The sequence below is a fragment of the Methanobrevibacter sp. genome, assembly GCF_015062935.1.
Taxonomy (GTDB): Archaea; Methanobacteriota; Methanobacteria; order Methanobacteriales; family Methanobacteriaceae; genus Methanocatella.
In genome coordinates, this window is sequence record NZ_SUTM01000013.1 from 1 (window position 1) to 17,825 (window position 17,825).

Genomic DNA, 17,825 nt, shown 5'->3' on the forward strand with positions numbered 1-17,825 from the left:
TAACAAAAGTACACCCAACTTTTCGATTCATCCCCGACTTGCAGAAGTCGAGGTATTCTCGAATTTTAAAGATAAAATTCCCTTATTTTTCATCACCATCTTTACCTAATTGATAGTATTTTTCAGCGTCTTCTTCTCTCAAATCAGCTATTTCAAAGGATTTTCTAATGGTTTTGTTTTCATTTGCCTCAAGGAATTTAGACAGTTTTTGAGGAATAATTTCAGATACATAATAGTCATACAACGGCTTGTAAATTTCAGATCCCTTCTCACCAGTCCTGATGAAACGTTTTGTTGCATTGACATCAACATCAGCATTAATTGATGCCTCTTCTAGAGATTATTTGTTTATGCGACTATTAAACAATCGGCTTTTAATGATTTTATCAGCGAGTGGAACAGTATTTTTAATATTAACACTATTCTTTTGAATAAATTCATATTCAAGACTTTCCATATTGGATTTATAGTCAAAATATCCCATATTATCCAATCTCTTCAGGCGTTTTTTGAACTCATTTAAAATGTCTTTAGATGCAGATATTCCTGATTTAAAAAACTTAACAATGATTTGGATTTCTTCTTCATACATATATGTATCAGAATATATCTCTGAAAGTTTAAGATAGGGATAATAATCATTGCTGAAAAGCTCATTATGAAGTAAATCATTGTAAAAACCAATTGCTTTTTCAGTTTTACCATCCTTTAAAAGATCAATTCCATTTTGAATCAAATCATATTTTAAATCTGCTTTTTCTTTAATATCTGGCAAATCTTCAGTTATAATAGTTTTTTCACCTAAATCATCATTTGATAAATTATCAATTGCATCAATAAATGTATCCGGAATGAAATGGTTCATGAAAAAGTCATGTGATAGATATCCGTCAAGTCTACTGTCAATGAAATATGTTGTGCAGTAGTCTTTTTCAAATCTCATGCCTCTTCCATGAGTCTGAACCAGTGCAAGGGATGTTTTGTAGTCATACCATTTCGGGTCAATAGCATTTCTCATGGATATCTGACGGTCACCCAAATCAGGATAGGGAATCTTGTAGATTATCTGAAATCTGCATTCATCGCCCGGAAGGTCAATACCCTCATTAACAGAAGGTGAAACCAATACTTTAGGTTCATTGGAACATTTAAATTCATTTATAATTTCAGATCTGTTTTGTGTATCATGGGTGATGAATCTGTCTGATTTGATGTTATCTATTAGAAAATCCCTGCATTTTGCACTGACTGTATGTATAATTCCCTTGTCATTTTTGTGTTTATCTAATATTTCTTTGATAATTGGAACAGTTTGTGGAGCTGTCTTTTCAAGAAGACTGTAAGACATGTTAAAACTGTTATATGTTTTAATAGGATTTCTTTTGATATTAAATGGGCTTTTTCTCCTTATTGCATATATATCATCAGGAGATATTCCAAGCCAGTTTGCAAAAAGCCTGTAATCCAAGATGGTTGCACTCATGAAAATGCATACATCAGCATGATTGAAAAGAGTTTCTCTGGCGTAATTGTCGATTTTAAGAGGTTTGAACTGAGCAATTCCAAATTCTTTGTCATAGTCAAAAATCCACATTTCAGAATCTAAATATATATGGTTTAAAAATCTCTCACAGTCTCCAATCATGTTTTTGATAAAAATTTTCTTTTCTCTTAACTGGGGATTGTCAATATTTTCTATTTTAGAAAGTTCTATTTCATATTTTGTTTTGATTTTTTCAACGAAACTAATCCAATCCGTGCAGTTACCATCACTCAGCTGATTAATTAACTCTTTGGAAAGGTTGAACTTGAGATATTGCTTTAAATCATGTCTGTCAAATTCAAGAGTGAGTTGGTTCATCATCATTGACTCGATGTTGTGAGCCTCATCGCAAATCATCATCGTTCTTTTTGAAAAATCGCTTACATAATTGAGCTCCATAACCATGTAATGGTAATTGGCAATTGTCACTTTTGAGTTTAATCCTAAAAATTTTTGATAATAGTATTCACAGGTATTTTCTTTGGTAATTTTTTGTTTTTCATGATTATTTAGTGAAAATTTACAGGAATGGCCTTCAACAACACATTTTCCTAAATCACAGCTTTGGATAATACCATCTTTTTGATAATTCCTGCACTGAAAATTACCCCTTCCTTTGACTAATTTAAATCCTAAATCATTGAAATCATTTAAGTACTGGTCCTGAAGCTGTTTTGTTATCGTCAGAATAAATGATGAGTCAAACATCTGTGAAAGAGTTGCTGCAATTGCTGATTTTCCAGTACCTGTTCCTGCCTCAAGTACAATATATTTATATCCCTTATTAATTGCTTCTAGGATTTCTGAGATTGTTTCAAGCTGGAACTGTCTGGGATGGCTGAACGGGAAATGTTTAGCAACTTCAGGATTGATTTTTGAATAATTAGAATACTCCCAGGCCATTTTATCCACTCACAAATTATAACCAAAACAGTTATGTTTAGTTAATGATATCATACATTAACTCAGTTAGTGATATATAAAGCATTTTATCCGAGAGCGTTTGAGAAGTAATTACAATAGATTTTTTTATTAAAGCAACATGTCCATATATCTTGGAGGCAAATCACTCAACTCCGGATTTTCCATGAGTTTTTCTAATTTTTCCTGCCTCTTTATAGATTTATCTTGTTGAGTTTCAATTGTTTTATCTTCAATATCCAAAGCAAAAACCCCATTAATGTTTAATTTTACACCTTCGTTTTGCCTTTTTTCAAGCTCTCTTTCAAGATAATTAAGCTCAGAATCTGATTTTGCACATCTTCCAGTGCATTCACCATCAAAAGTACAGTCATATATTACAAAATCAATGTTATTGTTATCGGCAATTTTCTGCCTGATTTGATTAATCAGTTCACATTTCTCCCTTCCGTTCATTCTATCACCTATTTCAAATAGTTTTCAATGAAATTGTTAAATGCAATATTGTCTACAAAACCTGCACTGAATACAATTCCTGCTTTCTCGTATCTTCTGTGATAGGTCTGCAGACTTGATTCATAAGAGGCTTCCAATTCTTTATCATGCCTTTCACGAGCTAATTTTTTACATGCTGAGGGAATCATATTGGAGCATCTGTAGGATCTTCCTCTTGTTCTCTGCCTGTTTGGTTCATAATCCTCGGAAATTGAAACGACACGGTAGATTATCCGTGAACTGCTTAAAAATTTTCTGATATCTAGATATTCTACATTATTGTTAGTGTAATATTCCTCATAAATCAGAGGTAAAGCTATTGTAACTGTTTCTAGTGGCTTTGATGCAAGTCCGTTTAGCATCCTGTCAGAATATTTATCAACAATTTTGTCAAGAGAAGTTATTTCAGGTGAAAGTTCATCATAGTAATTCTTGGCTTTTAAACTGTCGACAACTTCAACCAATGAACATTTACTTGAGGTTTTGCACAGGAAATCTCCCTTGAATTCAATGAGAAAAATGAAAAAGTTATCTCCCTCTTTTTTATACCAGATTGCATCAGTTGTCTTTGGAGTAAACCAAACCCCACCTTCCTTGAAAATAGAACATGAATGACATATTTCATCCAAGGCATACATCTTGAACTCGTTTTTATTGCCGTCATGAGGTAAAATGGAGACTCCTTTTGAGTTTTCGGCAATTTTGTGTGACGGCCAGTAGAACTGACTGAATGATTTGAGAAATTCAACGAATTTAATTTCATCAGACGTTAATGTCATTTTCCTACTCCTTAAATAAAATTTGAGCTTTCAGTTTATCCAGCCTATCATAGGGTCTGGTTAGATTCTCATAAACCTCACCCATGTTTTTAGGGTTGATTTTTTTGAAATTAAATTTGTTATTGGATTGTTTTCTGGTTAAATAGAAATTGGTGTCATCTATTAAATCATAGTATTGGGCATAAAGTGAAATTGCTTCAATAAATATGGGACTGTATGAGTTTAAGTATAGTGTGATGTCCATTTCTTTTGTTAAAAGAATCAGTATTTCAGCAAATTTGATTTGCCATTCTGGATGCAGGTTACTTTCAGGTTCATCAATGATTAAAAATGAGTTGTTTTTAAGTGAACCATTCTCCAATAGAATTTGAATTACACCAATCTGTTTGATTCCGGATGAAGAATAACAGTCCTCTTTGATGATGCTTTTAATTTTAGAGACCAGTTCTGAGGAATGATTCTTGTTTTCAAGCTCCAGACATTCCTTGATGTGCTTTATGTGGTCTAAATTTAATATTTGAGAGTCCTTCAAATCAAGAACGGAAATTGTTTCAAGATAGAAAATATCTGAAAATTCCTTATTTGAGCTGAATTGGATATTTTCTTTGCTGATATTAGATAAACCTTCATTTTCAAACAAATCTGTGGATTTCAAATAGCAGTATAAAAGTTTTGCAACCGTTGTTTTACCGCTTGAGTTGACTCCCCCGACAACATTAATCTTTTTTAAATCAATATTTGCATAATCGATTTTAGCAAAATCACTGATTTTTAAAGTAAAATTATCCATTTAACCCACCTGCAAATTCCTGCGGTTTACAGATTAACCTGTATGAACATCTGTCACATTCACCAGAATCCTTTGAAAAGCACCCGTTACCGATTTCAACAGCAACATCATTTAATCCGTTGAGTTCGTTTTCCATTACTTCATCATTGATTTCAACGACATGCTGGTAATCTCCTAAAACAAAGTGGGTTATTGCTTTTCGGATAGTGTAATTTTTATATTCATCCAGCTCTTTAAGGGCTGCTGCATAGATGTAGAGCTGTTTTGTGTATCCGTCAATGTGGTCTTCATCATATTGTGCATATTTATAGTCCAGAATTACAATTTCATCTTCTGAAACTTTATAAATCAAATCGATTGCACCGTTAAGAAGATAATTTCCCTTGTCGATTTCGAATGGAAGTTCTGCTGCCATGACGTCTCTTTCAAGAGAATATGTCTCATAATAGTTTATTACATTGGTCCTGAACTCTTCGAATTCTTCGGGATTTTCTCCAATATCAAACATTGACTTGTATGTATCATATGTGATTTGTGAAAGCTCTTCAGCACTGACTTTGACACCGTCAAGAAGTTTCAGATTAACTGTTTCCATGATTTCGTGAAATACAGTTCCTCTGTTTGCAGCCTTTATTCCTGGCCTTGCAAATCCCAGATTATATCCCAAATCATATTTGAACGGACATGATTTGTACTGAGTGTATTTTGAATAGTTCAGCACCAATTGTTCTCCTTTTGGAGCTTCATAGGATTCCTCAATTGTTACATTGTTTAATTCCTCCATTGTGAATGGAACTGTGCAGTCACGGATATTTTCGATTTGAGTCGGCATCTCACCGATTGTAGATAAAATAAGCAGATCTGCTGCTCTTGTCATTGCAACATATAAAATCCTGTCTTCCTCTTCATCATTCAGATGATTTTCCTCTTCAATTGAAATGCTTTTATGTTTAAGTTCACCGTTTTCCTCTTTCAGTATTGTTTTATATTTTAAACATTCATTTGGAGTGTAGTATGTATCATTCGGGAAAATGAAGTCCTTTTCACGATTAGGGTCTCTTGAAACCATTGGGAACTTGTCCTTTTCAAGGGAAGTTATTATTGTTACTGGGAACTCCAGACCTTTAGCTGCATGGATCGTCATCAGCTGAACACCTTCAACTTCCTTTTGATAGGATTCATAGTTTTCAATGGAATTCATTATGAAAAACATTACTCCTCTTAGGTCTGTTTCTGATATGAATGATTCATAGTTTGTTATGGTCTGTGTGAGTATTGCAAGGTTTGCTATTTTTCTGTAGTTGGCTTCAGTATCGGCGAACAAATCTCCCATTGCAATAAGCTCATAGAATACTGAAAGAATTGTTGGTGGTTCTTCTGATTCTATTTTATCTCGAAGCTCATCCAGTTTCATGAAGAATTCTTTATCATTTTCATGAACATTGTCAATGTTTATTATAGGAAGCTGGAGATTTTTGAAGATTTCATTTAATGTGTCCTGGTCTTCGTTCTTTTTGACATTATGGACTGCCCTTACTTTGCCGTCACCACGGTTCTGGCGTATTTCATTTTCAATTCTTAAGATTTCATCCTCATAAGTTTTCTGCAGGTCAGCTAGATATGATTTAGTTGAATCCTCAAGTGACCAAAATACCGGTTCAAAGTATTCACCACAAAATGCTTTAAGACTCAGTTCTTTTAATTCATCTTTTGACGGAACATATCCTAAACGAGTATTTCTGGATAGATACCACAGCAAAGTTATTATAGATTTGACTTCATTTTGAGAAGCAAGGTCGGCCTGACCCCTTACTGAATAGTTGATATCATCGTCACTGTTGAATTTTTCAATAAGATTTGCAATAGTCTTGTCTGAATGTTTTCTGTACAGAACAGCAATATCAGAATCCTTCAGTCCCATTTCTTTTAGACGTTTAATGATATTGTAAACATTTTGAGCCTCATCATCACTGTTCTCATTTACCAGAAGGAAATTCGGATTGTTATAAGCTTTGCCGTTACTTCGCATATGCTTTTGTGAAGTTTCCTTTCTTTGAGGTGTGATAAAAGCTTCGGTTAAATTTACAATGTTTTCAGTGGATCTGAAATTGACATCCAGACTTAAAACATCAGGATTATCCAGTCTTATGAGCTCATCGAAAAAGTCATTAAAAGAGCTTCTGAATGCATAAATGTGCTGGTCAACATCTCCTACAGCTGTGAAATACTCACAGTTTTTCCTTAAAACTTCAAAAATCCTGAACTGCAGAGGGTCGGTGTCCTGAAACTCATCAACAAATATTGTAGTGTATTTTGTTTCCGGATCTTTTTCCAGTTCTTTTAAGGCCTTAAGCTGTAAGGTGTCATAATCAACATAGTTATATTCATCCAATAGTTTCAGATATCTGGGATAAGCCTTTGCAATCTGGAGAAATCTAGCATTATACCATGATTTGGAAAATAATTCTTCATCATCAGCCTTGTTCTTTTTAAGGGGTTTGTCATAATCATCAATTCTCTTTTTGGAAAAATAATCCATTGAACGTACAAAATCAAGATAATCTTTTGTAATTACTCTTGAATCATTAATTTCGTGAATTAATTTATTGGAATCCACATTAAAACATGTATATTCACCAAACTTGTTTAATACGGCAGGAATCTGATAATCAAAAACTGTTGCTTCATTAACAAAACCTAACTCTTTTTTGAATTTCTGAATAAATAATGTCTTTTTTTCAGAGGTATCATCATCTAAAAGTGTTAATGACATGTTTTTGGATTTTAAATATTCAAGACAGAATGAATGGATTGTGGAAATCTGCATCTTTAAAACAGTACTGTTTGAAAGCTCCTTTCTTAATTTGAATTTAAGATTGTCTGCAGCTTTTGTTGTAAATGTTATTACAAGAAAAGATTCAGGATCCACACCCTGTTTAACAAGTTCCTTAATTCTCTCAACAATAACTGTTGTTTTACCGGAACCAGGTCCTGCTTCTACGAGAAGTGTTCCATTTCCGTGTTCAATAACTTTCTTCTGATTTCCTACAAAGTCCATAAATTAACCTCCACTTATTAATTATTTATTAATAAATTCGAATTAAATAATTTTCTAAATTAAATCAATTCTAAAATAAAAGAGATTTATTTTTATGGATTAATGTAAATAATCAATTTTAATTGCTTTGAAATAAACTACTTCCAAATTTCCTGCATTACTTTAGCCATTGGAATTTTTTTATAATCATTTATTTCCAAATATTTAATCTTTGGACTGTAAAAACTTTCAAAATCATGAATTTCAATAATTTTTGGTTCACATTTACTTTCACTTTCTTTAAACTCATCCAAATCAGTGAATACTTGAAAACTGAAAAAAACCTCAGAATCAGTGTAATCTATAATCTTAAATCCCTTAGGATCTTCAAAGATAAACTTTGCAAATCTCAACTCCATTAAGAAATCATTACGCAAATCATCTGGAGCATCATCAAATTGACGATATTTATTTAATTTTTTAATTAAACTTTTAATCTTATTGTTTTTGATTTCACTTAACATATTTTCGGAGATTTCAAACAAATCATTGATTGTGAAATATTTTATATTTTTATCCAAATACATTTCATTTACTTTACTTGCAGGAAGCATTATGACCTGAATATCCTCTAAACCTAAATCAGAGAGGATATCAAGTTTAACTTTACCTTTATTTTCAATTTTATCGCCGTAAGATGGGAATAAAAATGCATTTTTCACTCCTTTAAACTCATGATCTTCAATAAACTCTTTAAATGCCAATTCATACAAGTATTGTTTTGTAATGGATTCCAGCCCAGGCTGACCATCTAAATTATCTTGTGTAAACTTCAAATTGTAATATTTTGCATCCAAAATAACAAATTCACTATCATGAAATGTTACAGTATCAGGAATAAATGTACCTTCAGCTTCTTTCGGATAGATATTTTTATAAATCCATTTCGGTTTTTTAATTAAATCAATCAATTTCTTATTTGAAGGATATTTAGAATTTAGATTAACTGGAAGAGTTAAATCCTTTAAGCGTTTATGCAATTTATCTCCAAATATGTATGCACATTCCGCTTCCCAGATTTCATGATAAGCTGGAGTTCCATATAACGTCAGATAGTTTTCATTGGTGTGAGCGTTTTTATTTGACATATAAGAATACATTGACTGCAGTAACTTCTGTTTTTGAGTGTTAAACTCAACATTAAGCTCTTTTTGAAGTCTCTGCAAAATTAAATCAATATCTCCAAAATCATCCTGCTCTTTATCTGAAAGCTCAACAGGAGTCAAGTCAAAGAGTTCCAACAATCCTGCCTTTTCCAGATATATTGAACACTCTGTAATGATATATTCATGCAACAGTCTGAAATAGTTAAAAAGGTCATTAATTTTATATTTTGTTTGAAGATCAGTGTAATATGGTTTGCCGTCTTTTAGGATTGCAACATTCTCATTAACAGTTCTGTTCCAGTCAATTTCACCATTTCCATTTGTTTGAAGGATATTTTGAATGTTTGAATAAACTCCATTTTCATAGTAATCCTCTATAAAAAACAGCATCATGGACAGCCGATTGTATGAAATGTCTTCAAGCTCATCGTTTTCGTAGCGAAAATCATCATGGGCATTGTTGTATTTTTTAACTACGTTGATAACTTGCTTAAAATCTGCTTTTATATTACTTTCCGAAGTAATGTATTTGGGATATATATTTAGGATAATATTTTCAATGATTATTACACCAACATAGACAAACTGATATCCATCATTTGTGAATTTAACTATATCATACTTTAAAAGCTTATCCAAGACGTTTTCATCGTTTTGAAGAATTTCCAGGATTTTTCTTCTTGAATAGTATTTTAACTCTTTGATGTAGACATTCTTCATTTATTCACCATCATCTGTGATGAAGAGATTTTTAATATCATCTGCAAAGATTTCAATTCCGATTTCATCAAACTTATCGCAGATTTCAGAGTATGTTACATAATTTTTGGTCTTTGCACCGCTGAACATGTCATTTCTTTTAGAGCGTGCAGCATCTTCAAACAAATACATGATAATTTTACTCTTGAATGTATCTTTGAAGATATCAGTTGGTATTTCTTTGTTGTGATATTCATTAAATGCAAAGAACGGCCCAATACATTTATCCTCATTGATTTTGTATGATAATAATTCATCGTTTATTGCTTTTCTGAGGTCGTTCCAGTTGACCTTTGTATTGTTTAGATTAACATATGTATCTTTGATTAAATTTTCATCATTGTTGATAGCGAAATATTTGAAATCCCATCTTCTTTTGAACGCAGTATCCATTGGGAAAACACCCTGGTCAGCTGAGTTCATAGTTGCCCAGATGAAAAGATTTTGCGGTAAAAAGATTTTATCTTGGTTTAAGTATAATTTCATATCTTCGGTAGTGTCAATTGGATAAACAGATTCGTGTTTTTCAGTTCTATCTAGAAGTTGGAAGACATCACCAAAAACCGCTGCAACATTAGCACGATTGATTTCTTCAATGATTAATAAATAAGGTTTATCAGGGTTTTCCAAAGCTTTTTTAAGAATTCTCATAAATGGCCCAGGGACATATTTGTAGATAATGTCTTTACCATCAGGATATGGTTTAAATGTTCCAACAAAGTTTGCATAGGAGTAATCAGGATGAAAAGTAACTCTTTCATAATTATCTGGAAAACTTTTAAGTAATTTCTCTTTATCTTGGTTTAAACTGTATGATTTTCCAGTTCCAGGAGCTCCAAAGTAAATTAAATTACGTTTTTTACTAGATTCAAAATGTTTCGAGATTTTTTTACAATCTTTTAAATCAGTTAATCTGCCTTCTTCTATTGGGTCCCATGGATTTTCACCTTCAAAAAATAAGTCAATGATTTCCTTATTCAACAAAGAATACAGTTTTATACCTGATTTTTTAGCTAATTGATAATATTGGCCGTCTTTAATATAATAACCATTTTCAGGTTCAATACGAAATTTACGGAGAGTGTAATCCTTAATATTCACACCATGAACTGCTGGAAACTTTTCAGGGAAAATCAAAACATAATACTTATGTACCCAACTACTTGTTGGTTTAACAATACAACTTTTGAAAATATCATTTAAATCATTTTCAAGCTGAGCATAGTCAGAAACCGATTCTAATTTAGCATTTTCAATATGTTTTGCACCATTAACTATAGCATCACGTATTTTAGATCCAACTTCAATTGCTTCAGATTCATTTAAAATTTTTGGATGTTTTGGAGAACCTGAAGTCCATTGATGTGTTTCATTGCTTTTAAACAAAGAATATTTATATGCTGAACCTCCACCAATTCCTCCATGATTAAATTCATCTACAAACTCTAGATTATAACACAAAGTAGACTTATCACTATCATGTAAAAAGATTTTATTGATAATATCTCTATCTTCAAGACTTTCTAAAACATCAGGACCGAACAATTGCCTGAATTTAACAAAAATACCTTCATCTTCTGAGAAATCATCAATATTATTTTCATCTAAAAACTTTCTAATTATGCAACTAGCATTATCTATTGCATCCATATTTTTACTATAAACTTTTAAAATGTCTTCTTTAGCATCATCATTAATCTTAAAAACAGTGTTATTAGTACCAACTGTTCCTTGAGTTGACTTTTTAAGTGAATCCCTTTGAACTTCACCTAACCATTCAACATCCCTTACATCGCAATAATTATCTCCGGAAGAATCCTTTTGAGTGATAATATGAGACCTATAATAATCTGATTTGACTTTTCCTATGAAATATGTCTTAGTGCCTCCTTTAGCTGAAAGAACATAATCACCAACATTGATTTCATTTTTAAATCTTAAAACCTGATTGAGTGAACGAGTACTTTTATATTTATTTATGAATAACTCTCTGATTTCATCATCAGATTTATCTGTTAAATCACCTAAATTCCAACCAATTGCAACAATATTGTTTTTTAAAATTTTATCTATTAAAAAAGCTTGCTCTCCTGCCCTAACCATCCACATATTTACCATAAAAACACCAAATTATAATTTTTCATCATAAGATTGTTTAAACAATCTGTTAAAGTAAAAAAAATCATCATCAGAAGTTATATTGAATTCATAATCACCTACACCATGATGACCAATATTTGAAACATCCCTAATTCTATTGTCTGGATCTGAAATATCACTGTCTTTTAAATTAATCCAAGTTTTTAAAGATTTTGCTAAAACACTTAATGAAGCAATTATTTTATTGTTAACTTTAAAAACCAAATAATATTTTAAATGCACTATTTCAATATCATCATATTGAGATAAGATATATTCTTTTAAATTTTCATACAATGAAATAATATCATCAGATTTACCATTTAAAGTATCTGCTTCAGTGTATTTTTTAATTTCTTTGTTTACTTTTTGTTTATTTTTATCAGAATTAGTGACCTGTTTAATAGAAGCAGAAGTATCAGTATTATTTACCTTATCAAATAAAACAGTGTCATTTGAATATTTAGAAACTTTCCATAATTCAAATGCAATATCTGAAAACTCAACAGATTTAAGCTGATAAGTAGTATATGATGGAGATATAAACATTACACGAGTTTGTGTAAAATCAAAATCTTCTTTACCATTATTTTTACTGAAAACTTGATTATATTTTAAAACAAACTCTGCTTTGTTATTTAATAATAATGAAAGATAACTATAACCTTGATCTATTACACTATAATTTTTAACATTTTTATATTCAATAATTACAAAAGAATTGGTTTCACTATCATATGCTAGCGTGTCAATTCTTAAATTATCCACTTGAAACTCTGTTGCAACAAATTCTAAATTGAAGAGTTCCTCCAAGTTATTTTCAGTTAATCTTTGAAGTTCTCTTTCATTTTTAAAATCCTCTTTTTTAATTAATGATAAATTGTTTTCATTGATATTGTAAATAGGCATGGTTTAAATTATGTTAAAAGTAGTATAAAATTGTAAAGTTTAATTAAGTGAAAATCAAAGATTCTCACTTATTTAGTTTTTAAAATATCATTTTTAATTTTGTTAAATTCATCATCTGATAAAACTGGAGTTCCTTCAAGTTTAACTAGTTTTTCAACATTTGCATAAACCATACCATTAGATCTTTTAAGTTTTTGTGGAGTATCTAATTTATAAACTCTTAAAATCCAGATTTTAGCAGAGCTTCTACTTAAGTAACTTTTAACATGTTCTCTTGTCCAGATATGGAATTTATTAAAAGCACCAATTCTTGAAGAAGATTTTTCTATGACTTCTTCAACTTTTGCATAGTATTTAACTTCATAAGTTCTGTTTTCACCATTCGGCAAAAGATTATCTTTTACGAAATCTTTGTATTCCTCTTGAAAAGAGTCTAGAATATCCTCTTTATTAGCTAGCTAATTGTAGGATATAATAAAAATTCTTTTTGAGTAGTGTTAATTTTTCTAATTAAAACTGTTTGTTTTCCTTGTCCTAATGCTTCAATTGTTGCATTCCATTCATTTATGCATTTTGTTATTTCATCCATTTTAATCCCCATATCTATTTTTAATTGATTTATCTAATATGTAAAATAATTGGTTTTTTCCTTTTTTTACCTGTATAAAATCCATTATAACCTGATTTTTCTTAAAAACTGTTAATAGTTCCTCTAAATTCATCATCCCATCACTATAAAATTTAGCACATTCCTTAGAAAAAGTAGTTATTATTAAATTATCATCCATAAACATACATTTTTCATTAAATTTATAACCCATATAAACATATAAATTGAGAAATTGTTGTAAACTTTTAACTTGGTTAAATGTTAATTTTGAGTGTTTTTTTGAAAGATTTTTCGAATCTTTCTTAAATTTCAAATCCCATTTATCTTTTACTCTGAATACCTCAAAGAAACCTACAATTGGATGATCAGCCATAATCATTTGTTCTTCATAAATATTGATTAAATATTCAGAGACATATCTATTATTCCATTTTGCTTTAACAATCCCTTTTTCAAAATCTATTTTAAATTTAAATTCTTTTTTAAGTGTTTTGCCACAATATGGGCAAAATTTAAAATTATTATTAAATTCTTTTCCACAATTAGAACAGTATAAATAAAATTCATTTTCAACTAATCGAGTTACATCAAATAACTTCCTTGAACATAATGGGCAAAACTTATACTCATTATTTTCAAAAGTTTTTCTGCAATTGACACAATAAAGTTTTTTGTTATTTTTATTTTGTTCTATTTTTATCAATTCATTATAAAAATAGGTTTTATCTTTGTCATAATGATTTCTACCCTCTATAATCCAATTAACAATTTTTGTTAATGGAATTCCTGTAACCTCTGATGCTTCTTTTCTAGTTTTTCCCTTACGAATTTCATCTAAAACAGAATCCATTTGTATTAAAATAGGTTCTGATGAATAAGTAATAAGTTGTTTTTCAGAATAGGTCCTATTATACATTTTATTAACATTTTTCGAATTAGGATATTTGTAAATTAAATTATGAATATTAGTTGATTTTGAAAAATAATTTAAAGTAAATAAGGGATTTAAAATTTCAATTGATTTTTCTGCAATGTTACTAATATTACTCTGAGATTTATCAAAAATCACAACGGGATTAGTTTTAGAAATAAAATCAATGGGTTTATTTCCTCCAAATTTGTCATTTTCATTATTAATAATATTATTTTTAGAATTGAAACTATCCAAAGTCATAATCATGATTTGAATATTATCAGATACAGCAAAGTTTCTAATAAGTTCTAAATTTGAAGAATCATAACAAAATGAATCATAATAAATAGAATTATAAAGTTCTTTAAAATGTTCTTTAGTATCCTCAATAATATTATAAACAAAATTTAATTGAGATTTATTTAATACAATAATGATAAACTTTGTTAAACCATAATGTTTATTTAATTCAAAAATAGTTCTTAAATAAACATAAATTTTACCTTTTTCTCCATCAATTTGAATATCAAAATTTAATTTATCTAAATTATTAGTATAATTTAACTTATTATACTCCTGAACAAATTTTAGATTTTCTAAAATATATTCTTTGGGCATATCCATAAAATTACCATTTCCTACATCTAAAGAAAAATATCTCGGCACAGTAAAATAATTATTAACTGAATGGACACCTATAAAAATATTTATTACCGAATTTACAGCTTCTACTTGATAATCTATATTTGAATCCCATTGAATATTCATAATTTTAATCAACCCAATTTAATCAACTACATCAGTTTTAAATTTCTCATATGTATCTGCTACATCAAAGTGTACATTTGTTCCAAGTGCTTCAAAATGCTTTCTTCCACAGTCAATTTTAGCTTGCTCTGTTGGCCTAAGTGCCAAATAATCAGTTGATCCTTTTGTTTCAACGACAAAGTAAAGATTAGTTTCACCATCTTTATCTAACATTACTGCCCAATCAGGATTATAACTACCTAATGGAGTATCAACTTTAAACCATCCTGGAAGTTTAGTGTACAATTTAACTTCTGGATCATTATCTAAACTTTTAGCAAATTCTTTTTCAACTTCACTATCATAAATAATGTGATCATATACAGAGTGTTGAGCTTCAATCATATTACGTTCTAAATAACCAAATAACTCATCGTTTTTAAATAACTCTTGTGAGTATGAATCATCGATTTTTGTGTATTTAATTCCATCAACAATCATCATACTCATTACTTTATTGATTAATTTAGCAGTTTGTTGCATGTATTCTTGAGGATTCTTTTTAAATTGATTTAATGTATCACTTTCAGTTAAAATCCTAACAATAGTTCTTCTTGTTAGGTCTGTTTCATTTTGCAAGTAAGTTACAATATCAGGTAGGGCAATTTCATCTTCTTCAGAATAAGCTGTAGTTATGTATCCATTTTCATCAGGTATAACTCCAGCGGCTTTAATTGTTACACCACTTTTAGTGTAAATTAATTTTGGAGCTTTAACATTTAGTGAATCTTCCATTGCAGTTATACATTTTTCAACTAATTCATCTGTGTCAAATTCAACTGCATAAGTTGTTTTATGCTTAATTGAATCCCAGAATTGCTTAAATTCTGGACTTAAATAAACATGTTTGTTAACTTTAACCTGACGACGTTGTTTTGCAGGTCTGATTTTAATACCTTTTGTTGGTTTTTCAACAACTTCTACAATTTCTGGTCTTATTGATTCATAGTCTTCTGGAATATCAATAGTACCATCACGTACAGCGACTTTAAGTGCTTCTTGGATTTTTCCTTTTGAATCAATATATTTTTTAAGTTTAAAATGATTGAAAATAGCTAGAGAATGCTGTTTACCCAATGGTTCTTCATTACCTTTTTTATTAATCCATGGAATATGAGCAAATGCTGTTTTTTGAATTGTGCCAAATTTAATCCCAGTTTCATCTTCAATTTCTTGTTGTAAGTTACGTGCAAAGTCTTCATATGATTCATTTGCCATAATGGTTAAAATGTTAGTGTTTTTATCATGAATCCTTTCACCATCTTGGTTAACACATAATCTTAAACCACGACCAATCTCTTGGCGTTTTTTCATAGTTGAAGTAGTTTCATTTAAAGTACAAATTTGGAACACATTAGGATTGTCCCAACCTTCTCTTAATGCAGAGTGTGAGAAAATGAATTTTAATTTAGTATCAAAGCTTAAAAGTCTTTCTTTATCTTTCATAATCAGGTTAAATGTTGATTCATCATCTTTGTTTGCTCTGACTTTTCCAGCTTTTGTTTCTTTAGTATCCTTAACTTTTCCTTTTTTATCAACTGAGAAATATCCGTCATGAGCTTCTGATGCTTCTAAATCCAAGTCAACATAATTGTATAATGTTGAATATTTTGGTTTTTTAATGACTTTTTTATATTCCTCTTCAAAAATTTCAGCGTAAGGTCCTTTAATTGGATTTCCCTCTTCATCATATTGTCTGTAATTTGCTACTTTATCAATGAAAAAGAGACTTAAAACCTTGATTTGTTTTCCGGCTTTAGCAAAAGCTAGCTCTTTATCTAAGTGTTCTTCAATGGTTTTGTGAATTTGCGCTCTTTTAAGTTTTAAATCATCAACATCACCAAAGACTTTACCAATCCTTAAAATTTCATCCTTTTGTGTGAATGTGACATATTCATTACCTTCTTCACAATAAATTTCATCAACGACATAACCATTGTAAACATCACGGTTTCCAAGTTTTGCTTCTGATAGGTCTGAACCTTGTTTAACTGTAACAGCTTTTCTTTTAATGGAACCTTTTACATTAGCATCAATTTCAATTTTAGCAGTTATAGGAGATTTTTTATTATTAGTTGAAATTAATTTTAAGTAAGCGTCATTATGAAAACCCTCAGATACAAAACCTGCAACTTCAATTTGTTTTACAAGTTCCATTTCAGATGCATCAACAGCATCAAGTTTATAGATGAGATTTTGAATTTCCTTATGAGTTGCAGAGTATCTTAAAGTACATAAAGGGTTTAAATATGATACTGCTTCTTCACCTTTACCACCCATTACAGATTGAGGTTCATCAATGATTACAACAGGATTAGTTTCAGCAATCAAATCAATTGGTTTATATCCACTTAATTTATCCTGTTCCCTGTGGATGATATTTGCCTTAGTTTCCTTAGATGGGTCTTTAAAACTTTTGTTAAAAGCATCAATGTTAATAATCATTATCTGGATGTTAGAGTTAACAGCAAAGTTTCTGACTTGTTCCAGTTTTGATGAATCATAAACAAAGTGGTCGTAAATTACATTATCATAAAGGTTTTTAAAGTGTTCTTTTGTAATTTCAATAGTTTTGTTAACTCCTTCTTTGATTGCAACACTTGGAACTACAATAATAAATTTAGTGAAGTTGTATTTTTTATTGAGTTCAAAAATTGTTTTTAGATAAACATAAGTTTTACCAGTTCCAGTTTCCATTTCAATGTTGAAATCTAAGCTTGGTAAAGACTCTGAAGGCGCAAGCTTATGGTAAGACTGTATTTTTCTTAAGTTTTCTAAAATATCTTCATGTGAAATATCTATTTTATTTCCAATACCTTGACCTGAGTCTAATGTAGCCTGACCAGTTACAGTAAAATACTGATGCATAGCATTTTGACCTTTAAAAAGGTCGGTAACTGCATTTACAGCTTCAGTTTGATAGTCAAGATTTGAATCAAATTTAAGTTTCATCTTTT

11 protein-coding genes and 1 pseudogene are annotated in these 17,825 nt (G+C 30.1%); all 12 read right to left on the reverse strand.

The window, feature by feature from the left end; translation table 11 throughout:
• Positions 1 to 82: 82 nt before the first annotated feature.
• The 12 genes and pseudogenes from E7Z81_RS07355 to E7Z81_RS07410 all read right to left on the reverse strand — a co-directional run bounded on the left by E7Z81_RS07355 (position 83) and on the right by E7Z81_RS07410 (position 17,820).
• Entirely contained in the window at positions 83 to 244 is a 162-nt protein-coding gene (locus tag E7Z81_RS07355; RefSeq protein WP_292745870.1) for a hypothetical protein, read from the reverse strand.
• Between the two features lie 96 nt (positions 245 to 340).
• Positions 341 to 2,446, reverse strand: a complete 2,106-nt coding sequence (locus E7Z81_RS07360; protein ID WP_292745872.1) for an ATP-dependent DNA helicase — start codon at positions 2,444 to 2,446, stop codon at positions 341 to 343.
• Between the two features lie 129 nt (positions 2,447 to 2,575).
• A complete protein-coding gene (locus tag E7Z81_RS07365; RefSeq protein WP_292745874.1) occupies positions 2,576 to 2,920 on the reverse strand; it encodes a hypothetical protein in 345 nt (114 codons plus the stop codon).
• Between the two features lie 8 nt (positions 2,921 to 2,928).
• A complete protein-coding gene (locus E7Z81_RS07370) occupies positions 2,929 to 3,738 on the reverse strand; it encodes a hypothetical protein (protein ID WP_292745876.1) in 810 nt (269 codons plus the stop codon).
• Positions 3,739 to 3,742: 4 nt separating this feature from the next.
• Positions 3,743 to 4,528 carry an AAA family ATPase gene (locus E7Z81_RS07375; RefSeq protein WP_292745878.1) on the reverse strand — a complete coding sequence of 262 codons (786 nt, stop codon included), beginning with the start codon at positions 4,526 to 4,528 and terminating at the stop codon, positions 3,743 to 3,745.
• A complete protein-coding gene (locus E7Z81_RS07380) occupies positions 4,521 to 7,586 on the reverse strand; it encodes an ATP-dependent DNA helicase (RefSeq protein WP_292745880.1) in 3,066 nt (1,021 codons plus the stop codon). Before E7Z81_RS07380 ends, E7Z81_RS07375 begins: the two co-directional genes overlap by 8 nt.
• Before the next feature lie 137 nt (positions 7,587 to 7,723).
• A complete protein-coding gene (locus E7Z81_RS07385) occupies positions 7,724 to 9,451 on the reverse strand; it encodes an LlaJI family restriction endonuclease (RefSeq protein ID WP_292745882.1) in 1,728 nt (575 codons plus the stop codon).
• Complete coding sequence (locus E7Z81_RS07390) at positions 9,452 to 11,608, reverse strand: AAA family ATPase (protein WP_292745884.1); 2,157 nt, start codon at positions 11,606 to 11,608, stop codon at positions 9,452 to 9,454. It lies immediately after the preceding gene.
• A 12-nt stretch (positions 11,609 to 11,620) separates the two neighbouring features.
• On the reverse strand, positions 11,621 to 12,538 hold the full coding sequence (locus tag E7Z81_RS07395) for a DUF5655 domain-containing protein (protein WP_292745886.1): 918 nt from the start codon (positions 12,536 to 12,538) through the stop codon (positions 11,621 to 11,623).
• 68 nt (positions 12,539 to 12,606) lie between these two features.
• Positions 12,607 to 13,127, reverse strand: a pseudogene (locus E7Z81_RS07400) (DUF1802 family protein).
• 1 nt (position 13,128) lies between these two features.
• The gene (locus E7Z81_RS07405; protein ID WP_292745888.1) at positions 13,129 to 14,829 is read right to left on the reverse strand and encodes a zinc ribbon domain-containing protein; all 1,701 of its coding nucleotides are present in this window, start codon (positions 14,827 to 14,829) and stop codon (positions 13,129 to 13,131) included.
• An 18-nt stretch (positions 14,830 to 14,847) separates the two neighbouring features.
• Positions 14,848 to 17,820 carry a DEAD/DEAH box helicase family protein gene (locus E7Z81_RS07410; protein WP_292745890.1) on the reverse strand — a complete coding sequence of 991 codons (2,973 nt, stop codon included), beginning with the start codon at positions 17,818 to 17,820 and terminating at the stop codon, positions 14,848 to 14,850.
• Positions 17,821 to 17,825 lie beyond the last annotated feature (5 nt).

Excerpts from the sequence above, each read along its gene's own strand:
- E7Z81_RS07360 (WP_292745872.1), bottom strand. The coding sequence starts at position 2,446 with ATGGCCTGGGAGTATTCTAATTATTCAAAAATCAATCCTGAAGTTGCT.
- E7Z81_RS07365 (WP_292745874.1), bottom strand. The coding sequence starts at position 2,920 with ATGAACGGAAGGGAGAAATGTGAACTGATTAATCAAATCAGGCAGAAA.
- E7Z81_RS07370 (WP_292745876.1), bottom strand. The coding sequence starts at position 3,738 with ATGACATTAACGTCTGATGAAATTAAATTCGTTGAATTTCTCAAATCA.
- E7Z81_RS07375 (WP_292745878.1), bottom strand. The coding sequence starts at position 4,528 with ATGGATAATTTTACTTTAAAAATCAGTGATTTTGCTAAAATCGATTAT.
- E7Z81_RS07380 (WP_292745880.1), bottom strand. The coding sequence starts at position 7,586 with ATGGACTTTGTAGGAAATCAGAAGAAAGTTATTGAACACGGAAATGGA.
- E7Z81_RS07385 (WP_292745882.1), bottom strand. The coding sequence starts at position 9,451 with ATGAAGAATGTCTACATCAAAGAGTTAAAATACTATTCAAGAAGAAAA.
- E7Z81_RS07390 (WP_292745884.1), bottom strand. The coding sequence starts at position 11,608 with ATGGTAAATATGTGGATGGTTAGGGCAGGAGAGCAAGCTTTTTTAATA.
- E7Z81_RS07395 (WP_292745886.1), bottom strand. The coding sequence starts at position 12,538 with ATGCCTATTTACAATATCAATGAAAACAATTTATCATTAATTAAAAAA.
- E7Z81_RS07405 (WP_292745888.1), bottom strand. The coding sequence starts at position 14,829 with ATGAATATTCAATGGGATTCAAATATAGATTATCAAGTAGAAGCTGTA.
- E7Z81_RS07410 (WP_292745890.1), bottom strand. The coding sequence starts at position 17,820 with ATGAAACTTAAATTTGATTCAAATCTTGACTATCAAACTGAAGCTGTA.